Raw genomic sequence first — 19,896 nt, 5'->3', positions numbered from 1 at the left:
CTTCATATCTGCCACAATTACAAGGGTATCCTCTCGATTTTGACATCTCTTTGAGCCGCATAGTGTAGGATTTGATCCAAGAGTTCTTCATTGACACAATAGCCGTCAATTAGATGCCCATCAGCGCCAAAAGTAAGGCACTCGTTCAGCGCAAAGTCGAAGATTTCATTTTCCACCCACTTGTTCCCGTCAGAATCAAAGGCAACAAGCTGATTATCCCTTATTTCAATACTGATATCTTCGATTTTCATGCTCATGAAGAGAGAATCCAGCGCATTTGCTTCCTCAATGAGGAGTTCTTCCTTGCTTTTTATTGTGCACCTTCTCCCTGCCGCTTCATCAATAGAGTCTGACCGCCCTGTTGTAGGCGTCTTGTGTGCTAAGTATTTCTGGATGATCTCACGGTTCTGCTCGGTATCCAAGTAAAGCCCATCCGGCACTTGTGGCATCCCGAATATGAGTTTGACCCCGTCACGTTCAGCAAATTTTGTAGCATAACTTTCATCTGCAAATTCTGTCCCTACCAAATCTCTAAACACACAGACATAGAGTGCGTGGGGTATGTGAAATTGCTCGTTTGTATCACAAGTGATTTCATATCCCTTTGTCAGTGGCCGCAGCTCCTGAATCGTGTCTTGAAATTCCGCAAATACAATCGCCATACTCTCGTCTTGCGGCACCCCAGTGTCCATATACTGTCCAATTTTTAGAATGAGATCGTTCACTAACTGTTCGCATCTTTTGAAGTCTAGCGTCCCCATTTGATAGTCGTTGATCAGTTTCCGCCTCACAGGGAAAAAGAGTTTATTTCGCAATTCAAAATACTCCATTGATATAAAACCTCCACTCTTCGTTGTTGTATTTCTGCCGGTTCATGCGTTGTTTAACTAAACACCATATGCCACGATCTGCCTTTTCGAAGGTTCGGGGATTGATCTGCAGGGTCTGCCGCACCTTTTCCTTCCACCACTGCTGGCTCTGCGCCCGCTTATGTCCTTCCACACGCCGGTAAATCTCTTCCAGCGGTGCGCGGCCATTGCAATCTTCCAGTATGTCGGCAATGATATCCCGCCATGTGGCGCCGGGCATATCCCGAATATCGCTATTCACACGGTAGGTCATCAAAAATGGGATGACTAGCGGCGTTTCTTTCCGCAGCAGCAGAACATATTCATGGACGATGGGGATAAAACGGCCGCCGTAGGTCCTGCGGTCGGACACGCAGTTGTGCTGGGCTTTAATAATGATATTTTCCACGCCTGAACAAACCCATCCCAGGTTGGGATCCGAGAGAGGTCAAATAGCCTCGGATCATAGCCGTACTGTATCCTCACACTTCCGCAATAGACTGAAAATCGTTTTCTGGATCGCAGTTTAACCTGCTACCATCTGCCATTTGGATATAGCCCTCCACAACTTCCGTTTCCTTGAAAAAGTTGTTGGAGGAGATGCTCCCGTCCTGAAAATCTACAACAACCCCCAAAATATCGGTGTGGCCGTCTCTATATACCAGCACAAGAGACGCCGGCACATCATCAGGAGCCAGCAATTCATCCTGGGCTACACGCACACTGACGGAGTCCAAAATGTCATAGTCTTTGGCTTCATCCCGAGTGAAAAATACCTGGATATGCTCAGAAGGCAGGTCATTGATCAGATCCCCCCAGTTATAATCTCTGGATGCACAGCAGTTGCTCCGCCATCCATCCGGGGTCGCCAGCCAGGTTTGGACCCGACTGCGCAGGGTCTGCATCACAAATGTTTCAGTGGAGACAAATTGGGAGTTGCTTTCCTGGAATGCCTCTTTTTCAATGAGGACAAACAGGTTATCGGCCCAGATCTCGTTTTCACAGGGCCGTTCCCGGATTAGCGTCAGAGCGATGAGCCCCTTTATATCTGCGTCTTCCGGGCTATCTCCAGGCCATTTCCATCCTTCGATGGGACCGGACGTTTCCTTTTGTCCATCTTTCAGTTCATCGTAGACAGCGCCGCAGCCGCAGCACCGAAATGGTCCAAAAGGTGTGTTGCTTTCATAGATGGATGCCTCGGCACCTCCGGGCATATTATCAAGAAATACACCGGAATCATCCACTAGAATATCCAGATGGCAGACCTGATGGCCCACAAATACCTGCCCATCACAAAATCTACATTTCACAACTGATCTCTCCTTATCTTGTTCTTAGACGGATTGGGCGCAAAGAAAGCCCCCTTGCGCCCGATTCATTTAAATATTTGCCTGATCCGGTTGGCTATTGGGACGCTTGGTAAAATGGTCGAGCGTTATGGGATATTCATGCTCTCTTACCATACCCAGTTCTTTCAGTGCCGTCACAAATCCATATAACTGGTGTGCAGCGGTTTCCGCAGTTGTTGCCGGATAGTGCCTGTTCCCAATCTCCATGTTTAACCGCTGTTCAAAGCGGCCGACGTGCTGGGCAACCCAGCTCCGGCTTGAGGCGTAGAGCGGCTTATGGAAAAACCAAACTCCCTCGTCATCCGCATGGCTGGACACGATCTCACGGCCAAACAACTTTTCCAGCAGGCCGCAGGCCTGGTTCTGGTCAATGCTGTCACTATACAGAAAATGGTCTGTGCTAATGTCCCTCAAATCAAGGCGTTCACAGATATATTCGCTGTCTTTCTCGCTGATCTCACCGTCTTTGTGAAGGACTATATCCCAGTAATAAAAATCGCTTCGTTTCATATGAACCGTATATGCGGCGGACAACAGTGACCGAATCAGTTCATTTAATTGATTCTCCAGGTCTTCCCATTCCAAATGGACTGCCATATAGTGGGTTTCCGCATCTGTATTCAGCCGACGGGCCAACGCATCATAGCCTTCGACCAGCAGAACGCCGTATTCTTCCTCTGATAGGCCTAAGAAGGCTGGAAGCGCCATCTTGATGTCCCACGTATGCCAGAGTTCAATCCAATCTTCGATCATGTTGAAGGAACACTCTCTAGCCTGGAACCGTTCTTTGAATGTCATGATTTCCTCCTTTTTTACAGTAGAGACGCAGCGCAGATACCCGCTCTGTGTCTGCATCGCAGCAGCTGCTTGCTTTTTCCTGTTGTACAGTCTTGGCTAAACCTTTAGGGGCCGGATACTCTATCTCATCAGAGACAAACAGTTCTTCCTGCGCGAGAATATCTCGACCACCGCGAGTTCCGGTCTTACCGTTCATCATCTGTCCGGAAGTGTTCTCCGACATCCAGCCATGTTGCCATACACACTCCGCTATTTTCACATCCAAAGATGTCGCAGTATCCTGCCACTTCTGCCGGTGCTTCCCCAGGACCAGACTCGGCATCCTGGATTCTGTATCTTTTCCCGGCAGTACACATCAGCACACCGTCGACCACCAGATCCGAAATACAGAGATAAAACCCATTTGCGTCATTCTTTTTATTGCGCATAATATCGCTCCATTCTCCTTGATTCCCTGTTACAGCGGCCTATATCAACCGCCGTTTTTCACATCTTGCGAACCGACCTCAATCGGTTCATCGGACAAAACGTTGACATAACGGCTGAACATCTGGACCAGGCTTTCCTCGGTCAGATCTCGTTCTCTATCTGTGATTTCCCAGGGGTAGCAGGGCTGATAGATGAGATAAGTCGCACCACTGGAATCATCACAGGCAGTCAGACGTAGGCCTTCCGCCTCCTCAATGACCTGCTGTAAAATCGTGGCAAGACCCAGATAGTAGACCTGGTCAAAATCCATATAGTCATCCCAGTCTGGTTCTGCAATATCTAACTCCGATAACCAGGCATGAATCTTCTGATCCAGTTCCGGCGCCAGTTTCAGCAGCGCCTGCAGCCGCTCTACGCTCTGCTCCTTGATATCGTCCACACGAATCCCGTATCCGTAGTTATGCCATGTACTATAACTCATTTTTGGTCCTCCTTCTGAATGGCTCTTTGTGTTTCTTTGAGTTTCCTGGCGCGCAGTTCCTGCTCACTGAGAAACAGCGTATTATTCTTCCAGATGTATTCCCGCGCATAGTAGGTCAGCGCACCGCCCAGGGCACCCAAGGTCTGCATAGCTGTTAAAGAAGTCTCCAGCGTCTTGTAGGTGCCAAGATGCCAGCCCTTCTGCGGCCCATCCGGGCGGATACGCCCAACAGCATAGCAGTCGAGATAGATCCCCTCATTTCCGCCCCAGTTCACCTGGGCAATGAAATAAAAATCATCGCAGCTGATCTCCTGCGGAGTATCGTACCGTTCCGGGTTGAAGTAGTCCACAATGGCCTCCGCCGCGGCATAGTGTCCATCGGTCACAACCAACTGGTGGATGTTCTTCATCAGTGTCTCTCTGGTAATGCGGTCAATCTTGAGTTTCAATTCAGGGTCATCCTCCAGATACTCCTTGCAGTACTCGGCTGTTGATGAGCCTTCAAATCTGCGTCGGATTTGTGCGGAAGTATGTCCGCACCCCAGCGTCGGATCGTTGTCGGGTCCAGTAATATCCCGCCACACGCAGCACCAGCACATCGGTTTTTCCTGCTTCACTTTCTTGTGCCTCCTGTCGACTTTTTATTGCAGACTATTCATTTTGAATAGGGAAAGGGAGCAGGGAATCCCCTGCTCCTCTCTCCATGCGGCTATATCAAGCCGTCAGATAGTGAATATTGCGCCCCACCGCACGGGTAATTGTCATGTAATCCGGGACATAATCCTGTTTTTCGGCGTTATCTTCGGGATCATCATGTACGATGATGGCTTCTCCCGGCAATACAGTGGAATTACGGCTGGGGTCGTAAATACTCTCCGAAATATCAAATTCAACTTCAACCGCATAGCGCCCTTTCATATCTCGCATATAGACACACTTAGTATCCCTGCTGAACAGGTCAAGGCGCTGATTTTCTGCAGACACAATGCCTCCATCCTTGAGGTAAAGCGTGAGATTATACTGCTCGTCATGGGTGTTGATGATATTCAAGTCCTGAATGGCGGCTTCAAACGATTCACCGGAGCGAAGTTCAAATGCAATGGATCGCAGGCAGTCATAGTTCAGGGAAACTTTGTTGGAGAAACGAATTACCTTCTCAATCTCGTTCTGGTATTGACCGTCTAGTTTATCCGTAAGATACTGCCGGATCTCTTCCCCCGTAGGATAGCCGAAGCGGAAGTGATAATGGAAGCGGCCCGGCCGGTTCACCATATAGTCATTGAGCCCATGCAGGCTGTTGCAGGTGATAATAAAGAGTTTTTTCCCCTGCGATGTGCCGTCAAACAGGCTCAGAAATGTGGATTGTGGATCGGAATCATGATTGCTACCAAAGGTTTTGTCAAACTCGTCAAACAGGAATACAACCTCCTGTTCAATGGACTCAATGTAAGACGCAATGCCCGGGAAAGCCTGATCGACAATGATAACTGGGTATCCCGCCTCCACAGCTTTGGCAGACAGGAGGCGTGCGAAGAGTGATTTGCCGATGCCCTTATCGCCGCTCAGGATCACGCCCAGGTTCCGTTGGAATACCTTGAAGGACCGGAGCACTTTCTCCGCTTTTTCCGGGTGAACGCCATAGACCGGTTCCTTGACCACAAGGTCCGGACGCACCTTCAGGAAAAAGCCCGTCATTTGGCTAAAACAGACCGTATAGGTCTGGGCCGGGAGGCCGTCATAGGCCTTGAGTGTGTCATCGTAAATCTCATACCTAGAGCCGATGCTGATTGCTTTCATAACCATTTCTCGCTTTCGTATTCAAAGTTTATTTGCTGCTCATACAGCAATCTCAATTTCCTTTTCCCGCCCCCACTGTTTGAGAAAACGGTATTCCTGAGTGGTGAGCGAACGCCGGTTCATACCTTGAGCCTGGCAAATTTGCTTGCCGCTTAATTGCAGAGTGACTAGCGACTCTTCCGGAATATCGCGGTACCGCAGGAACAGGATATGGCACTCACCATTGGCCACACGGTCGATATACTGTCCGACACAGTGACTTAGATTGATACCTTCTTCTGCCAGTTCCTCAGGTTTAGTGGGAATCACAATACTGTATTTGCTCCCAGTGTAGGCCAGATCCTTGATCGCCTCGCTTTGTTCAGAAAAGTTTTCGCATGTAGCGATCAGTTTCGCCTGATTGACTTTCAGGGCCATAATATCGTGCTCTGTTTTGAAATGCGCCGGGTATTTCTCCTTGACTTTCCCGTAAAAGCCCTGCTGCATCTGCAGATAATCCATATACTCTTTGAAAAACGTGCGTTCCACTGAGGAGTAGCCCTGGGCATATAGATCAAATAGGATATAGTCGATAAACCGGCGCAGGTTAATGTTGTAAGGAGATTCCATGATAGCCTTAAATGATACTATCTCCTTGGATGATATCGCGTTGTTATCATAGTAGTTGGTGTAGTGACTGGAAAAATTCAGTTCTGTAATGCCGGACTGAACCAATTTCTCAGCGAAGTACATCGCCTCGTTCGCGCCGTGATGCCGCTCGATCCAGAAAATGACCGGAATGCTTGGCTGATATTTTTTCCGGTCAGACATATTGGGGAACATGTTATATAGGCGCATGAAAAGCTTGCTGTTCTGCTCCCAAAACGGCACATACCAGTGCGGGTAATGTGTACTCACCAGCACATTGTGGCGACACATATCCATCAGTTTCTCATCGGTGATCACATTCATAATGAAGTCTACAGACTCACGGAATACCGTGTGGAGCCAATGCACCTGATGGAGTGTGATACACCTCTCCTTCAGGTCCCGCAGGAAGGAAGACAGGTTGGTCTCTGTGAGCGGGTCAACATGATCGGTTTTGCAATCTTTGATGTAGAAGATGCCTTTGCTGACCAAAACCACCAGTTCACGGTCGGTCTTCAGTGTTCGCCGCTTGACGATGAAATCAGTGTTGTTTTCGAGCACAACCTCATAGTCAATGGTGACTTTCGCTGATACGCTATCCATATCAATGATGTAATCCTTCAGCATCACAGTCTTAGGATTTGTTTCGCTCTTCATTTGAGCAACCTCCTTAATTTAATAATTTTTGATGACAACTACCTCCTGCGGTTCAATAGGCGGCGGCGTAGTCTCCGGGCTATACAACTCGCCGTTGTCGATATGCTCCGTTGTGGCGGCCATGTGCCGAATTCTCTCTAACTCAGTATCCGGGACCCAACAGTAGAGGTTTACCTCACGGTTATACCGGATATGCGCCACCATAGGCCACTCACTGCCTACCCCCACCCGGTTGCAGACAGTGATCCCATTTCCCATACAGAAAAAGCCAAGATTCCACCGGTCTTTCTCCTCTTTTTGCGCCTGGGCTGTGCAGCCGGGACAGGCCTCGCACATACCGGTCGCCTGGGCTGTTTCCACAGCCCAGGCGGGATCATTGACACACCTCCTCACGGTTTATCCTCCTGTTTGTCCTCCTTCCAGAGACCTGCGGCAGCCTCATGCTCATAAAGCCTGCGGCCTGTCAGAGCCAGCAATACACCGTCAGGATCCATTTGATCATACGCTTCCAACAACACACGAGCTTTCTTCTCATAAGGCCTGTTATCATAGATCGCATGACGCCTGATTTCAGAAATCAACCGCTCTAGGTTAGCGTGTGTTTGCGGGAAGGTCTGGCAGCGGCATTGTTCGGGTGTCTCATAACAAATCTGCCCACGCAGTTTAACCCACACTCCATCAACAAATTGGTGTCGCCAGTAAGTATTGTCTTCACCGATATAGGAAATGCAGCCTTCTTGCGTATAGGGCACAAGCATGTCCAACACATCCATAACCGTACGCTCGTCATAGTTACCGCTATAGGTCATTTCGATGAAGAAATCGTCCGTCTCCATGCCACGCTCAAGTTCGACAAAGCCGACATCGTTCAACACGGTTGTCAGCCACCAAAGCGGATCATCGTAGCGTTTCATTTGGCATTTTCGCCTTTGATATTCTCCTTGGACACTTTTTGCCATCTGCTCACCACATTGGCTCATTTCCTCGCTGCAGAGCCGGTCATATCTGCCCAGCAAATCATCGTATAACTGTCGCCGTGCGGTATCGGAAGGAATCCGCAACATGATAGAGCCCGAACCTGTTGTGTAATAACTCATCTTTCTATACCCTCATCACTGATTGGCTTGTGGTACATACTGCACAGCAAGATAGTAGTCCCGCAGTTTGTCCAGCGCCGTCTGAAAACTGCATTTCTCAGCCCTTCTCACCGGTCTTTTGCCGTCCAGATAGAGAACGATGGCTTGCCGCTCTTGAGGCTCTAGCCGGGACAGCGCCTGCCGCAGGTGCAGTTCACTATCCTGCTGCTCCTCGAAAGATGCCTCTACTAAAGAGAATCCATATTCCTCTGCCAGTTCCAGCGACCAGACACTGGTGCCAAAACGGTCAAACGCAGCTAAGCCATGCGGCTTGTGCCTCTCCTTAATGTCCAAAATAGCGTACTGCAGTTTTGCCCAGATATGGACTTTGATAGAGTTGGACCGACTGGGGTCGAAAGATTCGATGGCCCGCAGTGCGGCAATAGCCAGTTCCTGATAGACATCGTCGCGGTCCAGATGCAGTGCAAACAGCAACAGCCGATGACGGTGCATTGTCCGGTTGATCAGTTCCATATTCTCTATAAAGATGTTATTTCTAGTAATGGCATCCATGTTGACGCTCCTTCCTTAAATGGGCAGGGCAAGGCCTGGAAAGGCCTTGCCCTGCAACTGTTGTAAACAGATTTGATTGTTCCTTGCTATTTGCCGTTTCAGCCGTGTAAATTACGCAGAAATTTGCCCAGTGACCAGCGGAAGATCGCAGAACAGCCAATACAGTTCATCTGCCAGCGCCGGTGTAGACATCCCTTTGTAATACCAAAGCAGCCGCGGATTTTTTCCGTCCAACGCAATCACAACTGGTAGTTTGCTACACGGCTGGTATGGGAGCGGCATCACCTCCGCATAGAGCCCGGCACCGTCGAGTGCCGTGTCCAGCAGCGACTTCAAGTATTGTGTGATGCTGCTTGTTTCATCGCTCACCGGCATGCGGCAACAGACTGCGGCGGCCGTGATGGCAGACCTGAATTGATTGCGCATTTCCTTTTCAGCCATCATTTTACTGCACCTCCTGCATAAAGTAAGGTTAAGGAGCGCTACGTTATGCAGTCCACTCCTTACTGTAGTTAAAAGCGGATAAACCGCTTAATGATGCCGGCCAATTTGATCGGCAGTTTTGTGAGGTCGGTGATGTCCAAATAAGCATCGCCGTAGATGCGCTCGATGTTCTCCTTGTCTGCCCCAATGGCCGCCGCAACGAAGATAATCCCTTTGCGCTGGTACTCATGCTTGATCCCGCGCAGATCTTCCTCTGCTGCGGTCCCATAGTAATTATAATCTGCGGGTTGTCCATCAGACACCAACATCAGCAACTTGATATCCTCTGGCCGACGCACCAGTTTTTCCGCCACATAGCGAAGCGCTGCTCCGTCGCGGTTGCTGCCCCGAGCCGAAATATCCATCATCCGGTACCGGTCATCCCGATCAATGGCCTCAAACTCCGCATAGGAGTATAAATCAACGCGGTCGGAGGTGGAATGTCCATACACGGTGATGGGAATGCCCAGTGCCTGACAGAAATCGTACAGAATGATTGCTGTTGATCTGGGATAGGTGGCCCGATCATTCCAGGACATGCTACCAGACTCGTCCAACAGCAGTCCTACGCACAGCGCAGGCATTTCGTTGGGGAGTGCATTTTTATAGAACACACGTGAATCTGTCCGGAACAGTGCGTGAGAGTCCAAACGCCGCCCCATCAGCAAACTTGTCTGTTTTCCCCCACGCCGGCTGTCCTGCATCTGCTGCAAGACGGACTTTTGTAATTGCCTGGAAATGTGCAGCAATTCACCGGCAATGGACTGGTACTTCTCTTTCATGTCATCGCTGACAGAAGCAATGCGGTGTACCGTCTTATTGACGCCATCGTGGATATCCCCATAGGAGATGCTCTGAGCGAGTTCCGTCAGTTCCTCAGTACGCTGGCGCTCTAAGTCAGTGGTAACGCTGTCCTCGGCGATACGGTTGAGCAGCCTCTCAATATCAGCAGCTGCTCCCGTATAGCCTGAACCCTCATAGTCGTCATCCCGCTCTGAGGTACCGCCCTCTGGAGCGGACACCTCGCTGGTTTCCTGTAGAGGGATGCGACCGCCTTCCTGGTCTGATACCTTCTGGTGTGAGGGTGTTGGACCGCCGCCCAACTGTACTGCCGTCTCGTCGCCCGCGCTCTGATCACTGTCGTCTGTTTCCCCTGCTGCGCCGCCGGCCGAAGTCTCTGTTTCCTCCTCGGACTCAGGTTCTTCGCCAGCGCCAGAGCCAGTTTGGGCATCCTCGCCTTCGTTTTCCTCACTGTCGTTGGAACTGGCGGCTAACGCTGCAGTTGCAGCGCGCTGCTGACCAGTCGCTGTTCCGCCAGGACTGGACGATGTGCTGCCAGCATCCACCGGGGCCGTGTCGCCGGATCCCTCCTCACTGCCCCCCATGAGAGAAGAGAGGAGTTTGCTCAGCAGGTTATCAGAATCTCCGGAACCACTGCCGCCAGGCGCGGTGTCTTCTGCCTGGTCCTTACAGAACTCCATGAAGTCCTTGATATAGGACCAGCACCGGATCAGGATCAGATTGGCAGTGCGGCATCTGTCCTTGTAGTCCCGGCTGGCCAAAGCCGTATCCAACTCGCTCAGAAGAGAGAACACCACCTGTATACGCTCATCAGAAAGTGGCGTCCCACCATACTTGAGTTCACCCCAGAGCATATAGGATAACATGGCGTTTCGGATGGTCATCCAGATATGCCCGCCATCCTCCTCGCGGTCGATCATATCCTCAATGGTAGGAAAATTTTCGAGTTTGTTTTTGCGCCACGCCCGCAGACTGCTGCCCAAGATGCCGGGGTAGTCCATCAGCATCCGATTTTCGATATAGCCATCCTCCAGGATGTTCAGGATGTCATGGGATATTCTCCCCAACAGGCCGACATTCTTTGGATCTGCTTTCTGGTAGGCTAACAAATCCGCTTCCGCATCTCGCTCTGCAGCATTTCGCAGGGGCGGATTCTCCGGGAACCACCTGCCGATCTCTTGAAAACTGTGATAGGACTGCGATGCAAGAAAGTCCGTATAGAGTACATGCCCAAGTTCATGGGCGAATAGTCCGCAGACTTGTTCGTACCGCGCCTGCCTCCCCTTCTGCCGTGTCACCTGAGGATTGCCGGCATTGATCTGGATCAGGGTATTATCCGTACAGGCCAGACTCGGATTCTTGGGCTTCCAGATGATGCTGCACTTTACCCTGCGCCGATAGCCGTACCGCCGTGTCTGTGCGGCGGCAATATCCGCGAAGTGATTGGCTAGGATACGCGAGGTAAAAAACTGGCGGTCAGTGATTTTCGACTGTTTCTGTGCAATCAACTGCTTGATTTTCTTATGACTCACTCTTGCCAAGAGTAGCGGTCCTCCTTTCCTTTTTTCTTTCGATCAAACTGCTTTCTTTTGTTTGGGTGCGAAAATCGGCTCCAACACAGTGGTAAGCAGTGCGGACCGGTCTTCTTCATCCGATGTGGCCTTGCTCACGATGGTATAGAGCGCCGAGGTATAGGGGTCCCCTGTAATCTCTGTACTCATGATCCAGTCGATGAGACTGCGCATACCACAATTGCCGTCTGAGATCCCATTTTTCCGGCAATAGTCGGCCATATCGCATACCACCTGTACCATGCGTCCGACCAGGACATCATCTTCACAGCCGGTAATGCCCATGGCGCGCTGCGCCATGATTTCCGGCTCCGGCAATTCGATATCCTGAGTGAGATTCATGCGGTCAAGAACCGATTGGTTTACGCCGCGGCAGCCCTCGTAACTGACATTGGTAGTCACCACAACCACTGCGTCCGGATGACGATGGATCACCTCGCCGGTTGGCAGGGTAATGGACCCTTTTTGCTCCAAAAGAGAGTTGAGGCCAACCAACACACCAGGCTGAATAATCGTGGTGGGCTCCTGCAGTTCTACTAAATATCCATGCTTGAGCGCACGGATGAAGTCCGTTTCGATGTAGGTAAAGGTCTGCCTGCCGTCGGATGACTCCGGCTGCACTTTGCACAGTTGTTGCAGTTTATTGGTGACCATCTCCATAACAAGGCTCATACAGTCCTGTGACGTTGCATCGGGCTTTTCCATGCCGGAGAGTTTCTGGTATGTGCCGGCGGGGTCATAGTCCATGTCATCCAAATCGGGCAACCCCATGAGTTTTTTCACATTCTCATAGGTAATTCCGCCCATCTCTTTGAGCTGTTCCCGCTGTTGGTCCAAGTCAGCATCACCAGTAGAAGGTCCATCTGTGTCAGGAAATACCTGTCCGACAAGGTCAAATATCTCCGTGCCGGCAGAGCAGGTGTACTTCATATACGGCAGATTCAGCCCGGCCGCAATTGCCCGGGCCCCCTCTGTCTTTCCTGTACCAGCAGGGCCGCGCAGCAGGAAGTTTCGCATGGGCAACGACCGCCCAGTAGATGCTTTCGCGTGTTTACAGATCGTAATGACCTCCTCCGGCAACACATACCAAGGCTCCAAAACAGGTACAAGCGCCTGTTCATGAGGCGTAAGAATGCGTGCCGGATTCAAGACATATTTGCCAATGAAATCGCTGTGCGGCGTGGCCTCCTTAATCTCCAATTTTACGGGAGCACTGGAAGTGGCTAGAATTGTGAACATACCAGCCAGCACGCTGTCCGGCCGGAAGTTCCCCGCATCAATATGAGTAGTGGAAACCCGCATCAGGTTCCCCGACCCGTCGATATTGACCGGCAGATGCGCACCGCAACTGCTATCGCTGACCCGCCGGTAGGCGTTATCACAGAGAATGGCCAGATCATTCGTCGACTGATTGATATCAGGGAATCCCAGTTGATACTGTTTTTCGAGTTCCGCCAGGTGCTCTTTGAACTCGTCATCCACCATCAGGGCCGGGAGCATCGCCATGAGAACCGCCGCGCCATCCCGGCCATTATTCCGAATAGCGTAGGTTTCGATCATCTCCGTATCCTTGTTATAGAGACTGGCAAGGACGGAGCCAGAAGCAGGCTCGTAGACGGCCAAATGGTAGTCATCAGGGCCGGAATCAGACTTATATTCCGCCACGCCTTTGGAACCACAGAGCCCAACGGCGCCGGGTTCTACGCCATACTTACACTTGAAATAGGCCAAGACCGCCTTAGCCACGGTGCAGCAGAGCGTGGACTCCGTCCCATCTCCATACTTGGAGGATACCTTGACCTTCCGCTTGACCTTATCAAATGGCTCGGGTAAGGGTCTGGAAAAGGAAAACAGTTTTGAACTCATTGAGATCACGCTCCTTATTTTATTTTGATTTGTACCTGAATGCCATCCGCCAGAGGCTCAGCTGAGGCAAATCCGTTGCGCAGCAATTCCTTGCAGATGAGCGGCCAACTATCACCGTGGGGCAGTTGGCTGGCAAAAATGCGGAAGGTGTCTTTGCCTTGCGCAATTACCTCATTGCACTGTGCATTCAGATTTTGCAGATTTGCGTCCACCCATTCAAATGCTAAGAGTCCATAATCTACAGTTTCCTGCCGTGGCTTCGGCGCATCATCCTCCTCTGATTCCAGTTCTGCCTCAGGTACAGGCGGTGGCGTTTGCTCCGCTGCCGTATAGTCAAGGCCGCAAAACTGCAAGTGGTTTACCAGAACCATTGCCATTCGATAGCCTCCGGCGCGGTTGAGCAGGATAATCAGTTCTCCGCCCTTTTCAAAACGCTCCCGGGCATCTGCTGCCGCCCAAATCCATTTGGCGTCAGGGTACCGGGCAACGATCTGCTCAGTGATCCGCCTCTGCAGTAGCGAAAATGCGTCGGCCAGTACCGTTTCCTCCGAAACTGGTGCAGGCAGCCCCAAAAGCAGCGGCGATGGCGGTTCGGGTTGCTTTTCCAGATGGAACAGCAGCCATAGCGCATAGGCAAATACGCCGATCATCATCAACAGCAGAATCGGCCACAGCCGGGTGGTAAATACCAGCAGCGCCATCAGCCCCATGATCGTCAGCACCTCATTTCTCTTTTGCTTCTTTTGCTCGCGGGTCATCCCGCATTACCTCCTTCTGTTTTGGCAGATAGAAATATACCGTGCTCTCTATCTTCCCTAGGACTTGCCGACAGACGAGTGTTGCCAGCAGCGCATTTTCAGTGGTCTCTTTGCCATCCAAGAGTGTAAGAACCATCTTTTTCTCCTCAACGTCTTGAGATGGAGCTACCGCACTCCTGAAAGTCTGTTTAGAGGAGCATACCTGCATCTGATACTGCCGTCTGTATCCCAGAACGGACTGCAGCTGCCGTGTCTGCTCCACAGTCATTGTACCGCGGGTCAGCCGGCGCAGAACCATCTCCAGTTTCTTGGCTTTGCTCTTTGCGCTTTTCTTCCGAAATAACCGGTTATTCAGCCCCACCCCTCCTAAAATGCAAAAAAGAGCGCACATGGAGTGGATGGTTCCGACTTCATGTGCGCTCTTTGACGCTTATAGTTATATTTTATTGGCTCTGCCAGTTGCATACTCAGCCTGGGAAATAGGGATTGTTCCCGCCACTGAAACTCTCGTAGCCCGTAAAGCCTTGAGGCATGGCACCAGACGAAGCAGGAGGGGCCGCCGGCGGTTGAGACTGTCCAGTTGCAGGATAGGATGACGACTGGGACTGCCCAGTTGGGTAGTCCTGCTGCGTGCCTTGTCCGGTTCCATCCTGCGCTCCGCCGTTCTGCCCTTTTTTCTGGCCGCTTCCACTGTAGGAATACTGGATGTCATCCAAATTGATAACCGGACTGGAGCGTTTTTCCTTGCTTTCCTTGTCTGTCCAGCGCTCCTCGTCATAGTCACCAAATATTGTGACGACCGATCCTTCTTTGAGTTTCATCTTTTTGATGCGTTCACAGATCTCACCAAAAGCCTTGATCTTCAGGTTGACCCACCGGTGATTGTTCTCCTCACGGCTATCATATTTGCGGTTTCCGACTTGGAAAACAGCAAACTCGCCGCCGTTCTCGCTATTGAAGAAGCGGATCGCCGGTGCGCCGTCATATCCTTTGGACACAACGGCATCTGAAATAAAGATCTTCATCATGGTGTTTTTTCTCCTTTCCGCAGGTCATGCCCTGCATTCAAACGATTTTATTTCAAACCCGTGTTTTACGGGTAGAAAACAAAAAAGTGCCAAACAGCGCAATCGCGCTATCTGGCACTGTGCAACACGGGAACTTTGATTTCTCAACGAAAACACGGTTACTATTGACTTGATTATATCACGGCAAATAGTAAAGGTCAATATTCTCCCGCGCATGTTCCTCTATCCTGTTTCCAGAATCCATCGAATCTTCACGCCTGTGGGATACTTTTCAGGAGTTCGCCGCGGGCGGTTACGGCAATTCCACCCCAATGGCCGGGCCGATGTGAGCCCATCCCGCAGGAACCCGACTGCCCGCAAACTGCTTCCTGATTCCTGCGGCAGCGTATAGGTCACAAACCGATGGTATCCCATCTCCTTCCCTACACGAATGGTAGCTGCGCAGAGTTTGCTGGCGGCGTGGCGGTACACAGGGTCACAACATATTCGATTCAACTCTAATGTACGTCCATCGTTTAGCGCTCTTGCCTTTGGAATACTGGCAATGGCAACGCCAATTCTCGCTCCGTCGCCGGCAACTAGGCCGATGGAAAATTTATGCCCTTGCGGGGCGGAACAGTGGCGATGGTTCTGGCGAACAAATTCCATCGCTTCCTTGATAGACACCGGAGTAATATCCATCGGGGTAATCAGACTGAACCGATCTCCATCGGCATAGCAAAACCTTGGCCAATCATCGTCAGGCTGGCAAATCAGAAAACGCCCCAGCCTGTGAACCACCGGCCAACTGATTTCCCGCTGCTTATCATATACAGAAGTACGTTTTTCCTGTGGAGAAACCGCTAAAGCCATTGGATCAAGAGAAAGAACCGGCCGCTTGACTACTATCGCATTCGTCAGATCGTAGTATTTTCGGTCAGGACTCCCATAGTGGTATATCTGCATATGGACCGGCAGTTTCCAGTCCAATGCCTCCATGATCCGCTCAAACTGTGCTTCTGAATAGGTGGCGCTATCCCGGTACCACTTCCCCTGGATGCGGTAGTTGAAGATATGATAGATCATACCTGTTACGTCACCTTTCCCCGTATCGCTGGCACAACGGCCAGATAGGAATGCAGCCGATGGATACCACGCCACTCATAAAGCGGCGCGGTATCTGCAATATAAAGAGTTAGTGCATCTCCCTCTCGCACTGAGATATGCCGGTTGCGAAGTACGACCAGCAGAGCTTTCCCCTCGACTTCCATCAACATCGCCTTAGGCCGCAGACGCAACGGCGTACGCTCTAACTTCAACACCGTGCCTTCGAGCACAAGATACTGCCCGCGTCGCCCGATGTTATAAAGTCGGAAGGCACTGAATGCCAGTAAAACCGCACACAACAGGAACGGTACGGAGACTGTTATGGAAAAGAAAAGCATCGCCAGGGCAGCCAACACAAGTGCCAGCACAGAAAGCGCCGCCTGTATCAGCATCTGGTGCTGAAGTGCAAGTGGGATATTACAAGCATCCTGTTTCACGCCCATTTCCTCCTCTACACTAAAAAAAGCCTGCCCATGCGCAGGAGACGGAGCAACGACATCACAAGGGCGTCCCGTGCCGGGGACCGTTCCATCTCTGATTCAAGCGTTCCATCCCAGATCAACTCTTTAGAAGAATAGATTTGCTCAGTGAGTTCCTGGCGGCCCTGTTCTCCCAGCAGCGCAGGCACCGGCTTTGTGCCCTGCTCCTCCAGCCGGATCAATTCGCTGGCGGTCAGCCGCAGTCCTGCCTGTTCAATCCAAGTCCAAATGCGACCGTCATAACCCGTCTGTACTGGTTTGGTATCCGAATCGAGTTCCGGACAGATAATACAGCCGGACAGGAGCCGGTAATGTGCCAGATCCCCCCGCTCCTTCGTGGTGCCGGCCAAGCCGGACTGCTCCAATCTCCGGATGTAGTTCTCTTTCCCGGCAGGCACCTCCTTGGGTGCCTGCTGGGCATTTGTCCATAGTCTCGCCATCTCCGGCCCCAAAGCAAAAACTTTTCCGCAGTGGGACACTCGAAATTCTTCGGTTGATTTCTGAACGGCTAATCCCTTGGATAAGTACATCATGTTATTCACCCCATCTTTATTTGCATTTGCCCTATTACACAAGAGTGGGGTCCTTTTTACAACAGTGCCATAAATGCAATGGCCAGCAGGATGACTCCAAGCGCCCCTGCCACCAATAAGATGACCTTCTTAATCAACTCCGGATCCAAACGGTCTCTTTGCTGTCCAGCGTCAATGGGCTTGACATCGTTATAGTACCCATCGTAGTTGATATCCATAGGGTTCTTTTTCCGTTTCGGTGGGTGCTTCGATGCGGGGTGGGAGCCCTGCCGCTTTTCTGCTCCTATAGAGCGATGTTTCCGAAGCGGAGGCATGGATGTGCTTTTTGCCCCATGTACTGGGATTTGTTTACCGCACTCGGCGCAAAAAGAGGCGGCGCCTCCTACAAGGGAAGCGCCGCAATAGGGACAGAATTTCATAATACCGACTCCTTCTTCCAATTTGATTTCCAGCGTAATCGCTGTCCGTCGCTTAACATAGGAGTAGATATTATGATTATAACATCAAAACATCCGCCTGTCACCCGCGCCAGACTTGCCAGTTCCACTGCCATAAATACTGCCAAATACACTCGCAAATCCTACTTGCCGTGCTGGCTGTACCGACTGAGGTGGCTGTGCCGGCGGCACCGGCTGCTCCGGTGGTTTCCTCGATGCAGAGTCTTGTGCTGGCTGCGGCGGTGCCTGTGCTTTTGACCGTCCAGACGACTTTTTCTCTCGCTCATTGATCCGTGGCCCATGGATTGCCCCCCACTCCGCAGTGTATTTGGCAGAGAGCCAGGCGCGGTAGTGCTCCGCCGTGGTCAGCAGTAGTTCGTTGAGCTGGCGCCAACTGAGGATCACAGAAACATGCTGTTCAGGGTTTGCCCCAAACTTGGGGACAATCAGTCCGGTTTTGTTCTCCTCCCCTGGTCCGCTATCCGCAGTGAGAAAGTAGTCGGACTTGCTTGAGATCGTCAGTTTTACGACCCGGGACAGGCTCTTCCCGTCTGACCGAGGTTTGCCGTACTTGGCCAGCTGTTTTGCCGAGGTGCCGCCCAGATGTTCATATAGCGGCTCCTGCTTTTTTTCCTGCTTATATTGCTGCATCCGCATATGCAGGGTGCCGGAGGCAGCCTCCTGAGTCAATGCGAGAAATTCTGGCACATCAATGTAGATATTGATATTACTGGTGTATCGGCTACCTTTCGGCAGTGACGTATCATAGGATACAAATTGCAGATGGACTTTTTCCAGATGGAAACAGTCATTTTTGATCTCCACAAAGCAACCTCTTGCATCTTTTCGAATGATTTGACCCCAATTATCTGCGGACATGGTTTTGCTGTCATTCTCCATATCAGATCACTCGTTTCCATTTTATAATAAATCCGGCATTTTCGGTTTGTCGATGGAACTGTCCTCAGTTTCTTCTGCTTCCAAACTCCAAAATTTTCTGCACAGTGCGTTGAGCTGTTCCGCCGCCGATTCAAACTGGGGCATAAACTCTTTTCCCGTATCATAGTTAACATAAAGAAGGCTAAAGATGATGTTCCACACCATCTCAAGCGTTCTCGATGGAAAATGGAGATTTTCCATTTTATTCACCATCACACTTAGATTTGCGGTTACTACTGTCCATTCAAGGAAAAAATCATCCTCTTCCGGTATCTGAAACCTAGCCAACCAACTGCGGATTGTGTTATGCCTTTTTGCTGACCCACAATTAAAGTCATTGAGCACATAGCGAACCTTGACGCAATCTTTTGTGACCTCCATGTTTTTGTCCAGAACACCTTCAATGGATGCGACACGCCCTACAGGAAACAGTGCGCAGGCTGTAGGCTTGCAGTCATGGACACTGCAGCGTCCATCATCCCGTAGCAATGGACAACGACGTTGCAGGCCAATTGGCACCATATGGACCAGCGGAATCCGGGACGAATATCCAATCGATACCTCTCCGCACTCCTGGATGACATGCTCTGTGGTCTTACCAAGTTTCTTTGCGATATTGTAGATATCCCGGGCAGTAAACAAAACGGTATCTTGGTTTTTACAACACTTGCCGCAATGGCGGCATTTGAAGTCAAATTCCGAGTCCAAATCCAATAGAGACTGCTCCAATTCTTCCAGCGAACTGCCCTGCTCCAACAATGCTCTGATATCCATAGCCATTCTCCTTACTAATAGACTGCGGGAGCATCCGCTACTCGGATACTCCCGCAATGATTGTGCTCTGTATGGTCCCCGACTGTTCGGGCTTCGATACCGGCATCAGCCAACATCTGTAGGAACTCCTGTTCTGTGCAGGCTTTCCCTGATCCCTCATCAATAGATTTGTGTGTATTGCTCCGCTACCTCAGCGATGCGCTGGAGCGTGGAGCGCCATGCGGCATCTTCAGATACCTTGGCATCATCCTTGTCCAGAATCTCAACCTCGACACCGGCCAAGGATGCACAGGCGTATACTTCTTGGATACGCCCGTCTTCGACCACGACAAAGATAGTTTTATCTGACTGCTTTTTGCCTTTCACTGCGTTCGGCTCAGTTTCCAAATCATTCACCCCCCTCTCAAGAAATGAAAAGAGGGACGCACCTCGGCCCCCCTCCTTGTGGCCCGAAGGCCCATATATAAAAAAGCGCCCAAAGGCAAGTCTGCCTTTAGGCGCTTTGA

Annotated in this window: 25 protein-coding genes; all 25 read right to left on the bottom strand. The window is 50.9% G+C overall.

What is annotated here, in order from left to right; all coding sequences use genetic code 11:
• Positions 1-17: 17 nt before the first annotated feature.
• Positions 18-830: a hypothetical protein gene (locus tag BN1969_RS11550; protein WP_050624427.1), complete on the bottom strand. Its 813-nt coding sequence runs from the start codon at positions 828-830 to the stop codon at positions 18-20.
• Entirely contained in the window at positions 817-1,257 is a 441-nt protein-coding gene (locus tag BN1969_RS11545) for a hypothetical protein (RefSeq protein WP_050624426.1), read from the bottom strand. Before BN1969_RS11545 ends, BN1969_RS11550 begins: the two co-directional genes overlap by 14 nt.
• Positions 1,258-1,330: 73 nt before the next feature.
• Positions 1,331-2,158: a hypothetical protein gene (locus BN1969_RS11540; protein ID WP_050624425.1), complete on the bottom strand. Its 828-nt coding sequence runs from the start codon at positions 2,156-2,158 to the stop codon at positions 1,331-1,333.
• Between the two features lie 69 nt (positions 2,159-2,227).
• Positions 2,228-2,995, bottom strand: a complete 768-nt coding sequence (locus tag BN1969_RS11535; protein WP_050624424.1) for a hypothetical protein — start codon at positions 2,993-2,995, stop codon at positions 2,228-2,230.
• A 185-nt stretch (positions 2,996-3,180) separates the two neighbouring features.
• A complete protein-coding gene (locus BN1969_RS11530) occupies positions 3,181-3,423 on the bottom strand; it encodes a hypothetical protein (protein ID WP_050624423.1) in 243 nt (80 codons plus the stop codon).
• Positions 3,424-3,467: 44 nt separating this feature from the next.
• Positions 3,468-3,905: a hypothetical protein gene (locus BN1969_RS11525; protein WP_050624422.1), complete on the bottom strand. Its 438-nt coding sequence runs from the start codon at positions 3,903-3,905 to the stop codon at positions 3,468-3,470.
• Positions 3,902-4,522: a hypothetical protein gene (locus BN1969_RS11520; protein WP_050624421.1), complete on the bottom strand. Its 621-nt coding sequence runs from the start codon at positions 4,520-4,522 to the stop codon at positions 3,902-3,904. The genes BN1969_RS11525 and BN1969_RS11520 overlap by 4 nt, the downstream gene beginning before the upstream one ends.
• A gap of 97 nt (positions 4,523-4,619) precedes the next feature.
• Complete coding sequence (locus tag BN1969_RS11515) at positions 4,620-5,702, bottom strand: AAA family ATPase (RefSeq protein ID WP_050625470.1); 1,083 nt, start codon at positions 5,700-5,702, stop codon at positions 4,620-4,622.
• A 39-nt stretch (positions 5,703-5,741) separates the two neighbouring features.
• The gene (locus BN1969_RS11510; RefSeq protein WP_050624420.1) at positions 5,742-6,986 is read right to left on the bottom strand and encodes a PcfJ domain-containing protein; all 1,245 of its coding nucleotides are present in this window, start codon (positions 6,984-6,986) and stop codon (positions 5,742-5,744) included.
• Between the two features lie 18 nt (positions 6,987-7,004).
• Complete coding sequence (locus BN1969_RS11505) at positions 7,005-7,379, bottom strand: hypothetical protein (protein ID WP_050624419.1); 375 nt, start codon at positions 7,377-7,379, stop codon at positions 7,005-7,007.
• Positions 7,376-8,083, bottom strand: coding sequence for a hypothetical protein (locus BN1969_RS11500; protein WP_050624418.1), 708 nt, complete (start codon positions 8,081-8,083; stop codon positions 7,376-7,378). The genes BN1969_RS11505 and BN1969_RS11500 overlap by 4 nt, the downstream gene beginning before the upstream one ends.
• Positions 8,084-8,098: 15 nt before the next feature.
• Positions 8,099-8,635, bottom strand: coding sequence for a sigma factor (locus tag BN1969_RS11495; protein WP_050624417.1), 537 nt, complete (start codon positions 8,633-8,635; stop codon positions 8,099-8,101).
• Between the two features lie 111 nt (positions 8,636-8,746).
• The gene (locus tag BN1969_RS11490; protein ID WP_050624416.1) at positions 8,747-9,079 is read right to left on the bottom strand and encodes a hypothetical protein; all 333 of its coding nucleotides are present in this window, start codon (positions 9,077-9,079) and stop codon (positions 8,747-8,749) included.
• Between the two features lie 68 nt (positions 9,080-9,147).
• Positions 9,148-11,451: a cobaltochelatase CobT-related protein gene (locus tag BN1969_RS11485; RefSeq protein WP_050625469.1), complete on the bottom strand. Its 2,304-nt coding sequence runs from the start codon at positions 11,449-11,451 to the stop codon at positions 9,148-9,150.
• Positions 11,452-11,493: 42 nt separating this feature from the next.
• Positions 11,494-13,356 carry a P-loop NTPase family protein gene (locus BN1969_RS11480; RefSeq protein ID WP_050624415.1) on the bottom strand — a complete coding sequence of 621 codons (1,863 nt, stop codon included), beginning with the start codon at positions 13,354-13,356 and terminating at the stop codon, positions 11,494-11,496.
• Positions 13,357-13,370: 14 nt separating this feature from the next.
• Positions 13,371-14,114, bottom strand: coding sequence for a hypothetical protein (locus tag BN1969_RS11475; RefSeq protein ID WP_050624414.1), 744 nt, complete (start codon positions 14,112-14,114; stop codon positions 13,371-13,373).
• Positions 14,080-14,475, bottom strand: a complete 396-nt coding sequence (locus BN1969_RS11470) for a hypothetical protein (protein ID WP_050624413.1) — start codon at positions 14,473-14,475, stop codon at positions 14,080-14,082. Before BN1969_RS11470 ends, BN1969_RS11475 begins: the two co-directional genes overlap by 35 nt.
• A 106-nt stretch (positions 14,476-14,581) precedes the next feature.
• Positions 14,582-15,142: a single-stranded DNA-binding protein gene (locus BN1969_RS11465; RefSeq protein WP_050624412.1), complete on the bottom strand. Its 561-nt coding sequence runs from the start codon at positions 15,140-15,142 to the stop codon at positions 14,582-14,584.
• A 222-nt stretch (positions 15,143-15,364) separates the two neighbouring features.
• Entirely contained in the window at positions 15,365-16,207 is an 843-nt protein-coding gene (locus BN1969_RS17580) for an XF1762 family protein (protein WP_050624411.1), read from the bottom strand.
• Positions 16,208-16,212: 5 nt separating this feature from the next.
• Positions 16,213-16,665, bottom strand: coding sequence for a hypothetical protein (locus tag BN1969_RS11455; protein ID WP_050624410.1), 453 nt, complete (start codon positions 16,663-16,665; stop codon positions 16,213-16,215).
• A 14-nt stretch (positions 16,666-16,679) separates the two neighbouring features.
• On the bottom strand, positions 16,680-17,240 hold the full coding sequence (locus tag BN1969_RS11450) for a hypothetical protein (RefSeq protein WP_050624409.1): 561 nt from the start codon (positions 17,238-17,240) through the stop codon (positions 16,680-16,682).
• 56 nt (positions 17,241-17,296) lie between these two features.
• Positions 17,297-17,458: a hypothetical protein gene (locus tag BN1969_RS18635; RefSeq protein WP_228300522.1), complete on the bottom strand. Its 162-nt coding sequence runs from the start codon at positions 17,456-17,458 to the stop codon at positions 17,297-17,299.
• A gap of 285 nt (positions 17,459-17,743) precedes the next feature.
• Positions 17,744-18,577 (bottom strand): hypothetical protein, encoded by an 834-nt coding sequence (locus BN1969_RS11445; protein ID WP_147577084.1) that lies wholly within the window; start codon positions 18,575-18,577, stop codon positions 17,744-17,746.
• 21 nt (positions 18,578-18,598) lie between these two features.
• Complete coding sequence (locus BN1969_RS11440) at positions 18,599-19,390, bottom strand: YkgJ family cysteine cluster protein (protein WP_050624407.1); 792 nt, start codon at positions 19,388-19,390, stop codon at positions 18,599-18,601.
• A gap of 159 nt (positions 19,391-19,549) precedes the next feature.
• On the bottom strand, positions 19,550-19,786 hold the full coding sequence (locus tag BN1969_RS11435; RefSeq protein WP_207642594.1) for a hypothetical protein: 237 nt from the start codon (positions 19,784-19,786) through the stop codon (positions 19,550-19,552).
• Positions 19,787-19,896: the final 110 nt, after the last annotated feature.

It is taken from the genome of Clostridium phoceensis (assembly GCF_001244495.1).
GTDB lineage: Bacteria > Bacillota > Clostridia > Oscillospirales > Oscillospiraceae > Lawsonibacter > Lawsonibacter asaccharolyticus.
This window is presented reverse-complemented; position numbering and strand designations above follow the sequence as displayed.

Coding starts and splice junctions, on each gene's coding strand:
- BN1969_RS11495 (WP_050624417.1), bottom strand. CDS start 8,635: ATGGATGCCATTACTAGAAATAACATCTTTATAGAGAATATGGAACTG.
- BN1969_RS11445 (WP_147577084.1), bottom strand. CDS start 18,577: ATGGAGAATGACAGCAAAACCATGTCCGCAGATAATTGGGGTCAAATC.
- BN1969_RS11550 (WP_050624427.1), bottom strand. CDS start 830: ATGGAGTATTTTGAATTGCGAAATAAACTCTTTTTCCCTGTGAGGCGG.
- BN1969_RS11535 (WP_050624424.1), bottom strand. CDS start 2,995: ATGACATTCAAAGAACGGTTCCAGGCTAGAGAGTGTTCCTTCAACATG.
- BN1969_RS11500 (WP_050624418.1), bottom strand. CDS start 8,083: ATGAGTTATTACACAACAGGTTCGGGCTCTATCATGTTGCGGATTCCT.
- BN1969_RS11525 (WP_050624422.1), bottom strand. CDS start 3,905: ATGAGTTATAGTACATGGCATAACTACGGATACGGGATTCGTGTGGAC.
- BN1969_RS11530 (WP_050624423.1), bottom strand. CDS start 3,423: ATGCGCAATAAAAAGAATGACGCAAATGGGTTTTATCTCTGTATTTCG.
- BN1969_RS18635 (WP_228300522.1), bottom strand. CDS start 17,458: ATGGATATCAACTACGATGGGTACTATAACGATGTCAAGCCCATTGAC.
- BN1969_RS11475 (WP_050624414.1), bottom strand. CDS start 14,114: ATGACCCGCGAGCAAAAGAAGCAAAAGAGAAATGAGGTGCTGACGATC.
- BN1969_RS11480 (WP_050624415.1), bottom strand. CDS start 13,356: ATGAGTTCAAAACTGTTTTCCTTTTCCAGACCCTTACCCGAGCCATTT.
- BN1969_RS17580 (WP_050624411.1), bottom strand. CDS start 16,207: ATGATCTATCATATCTTCAACTACCGCATCCAGGGGAAGTGGTACCGG.
- BN1969_RS11450 (WP_050624409.1), bottom strand. CDS start 17,240: ATGATGTACTTATCCAAGGGATTAGCCGTTCAGAAATCAACCGAAGAA.
- BN1969_RS11490 (WP_050624416.1), bottom strand. CDS start 9,079: ATGATGGCTGAAAAGGAAATGCGCAATCAATTCAGGTCTGCCATCACG.
- BN1969_RS11515 (WP_050625470.1), bottom strand. CDS start 5,702: ATGAAAGCAATCAGCATCGGCTCTAGGTATGAGATTTACGATGACACA.
- BN1969_RS11465 (WP_050624412.1), bottom strand. CDS start 15,142: ATGATGAAGATCTTTATTTCAGATGCCGTTGTGTCCAAAGGATATGAC.
- BN1969_RS11440 (WP_050624407.1), bottom strand. CDS start 19,390: ATGGATATCAGAGCATTGTTGGAGCAGGGCAGTTCGCTGGAAGAATTG.
- BN1969_RS11510 (WP_050624420.1), bottom strand. CDS start 6,986: ATGAAGAGCGAAACAAATCCTAAGACTGTGATGCTGAAGGATTACATC.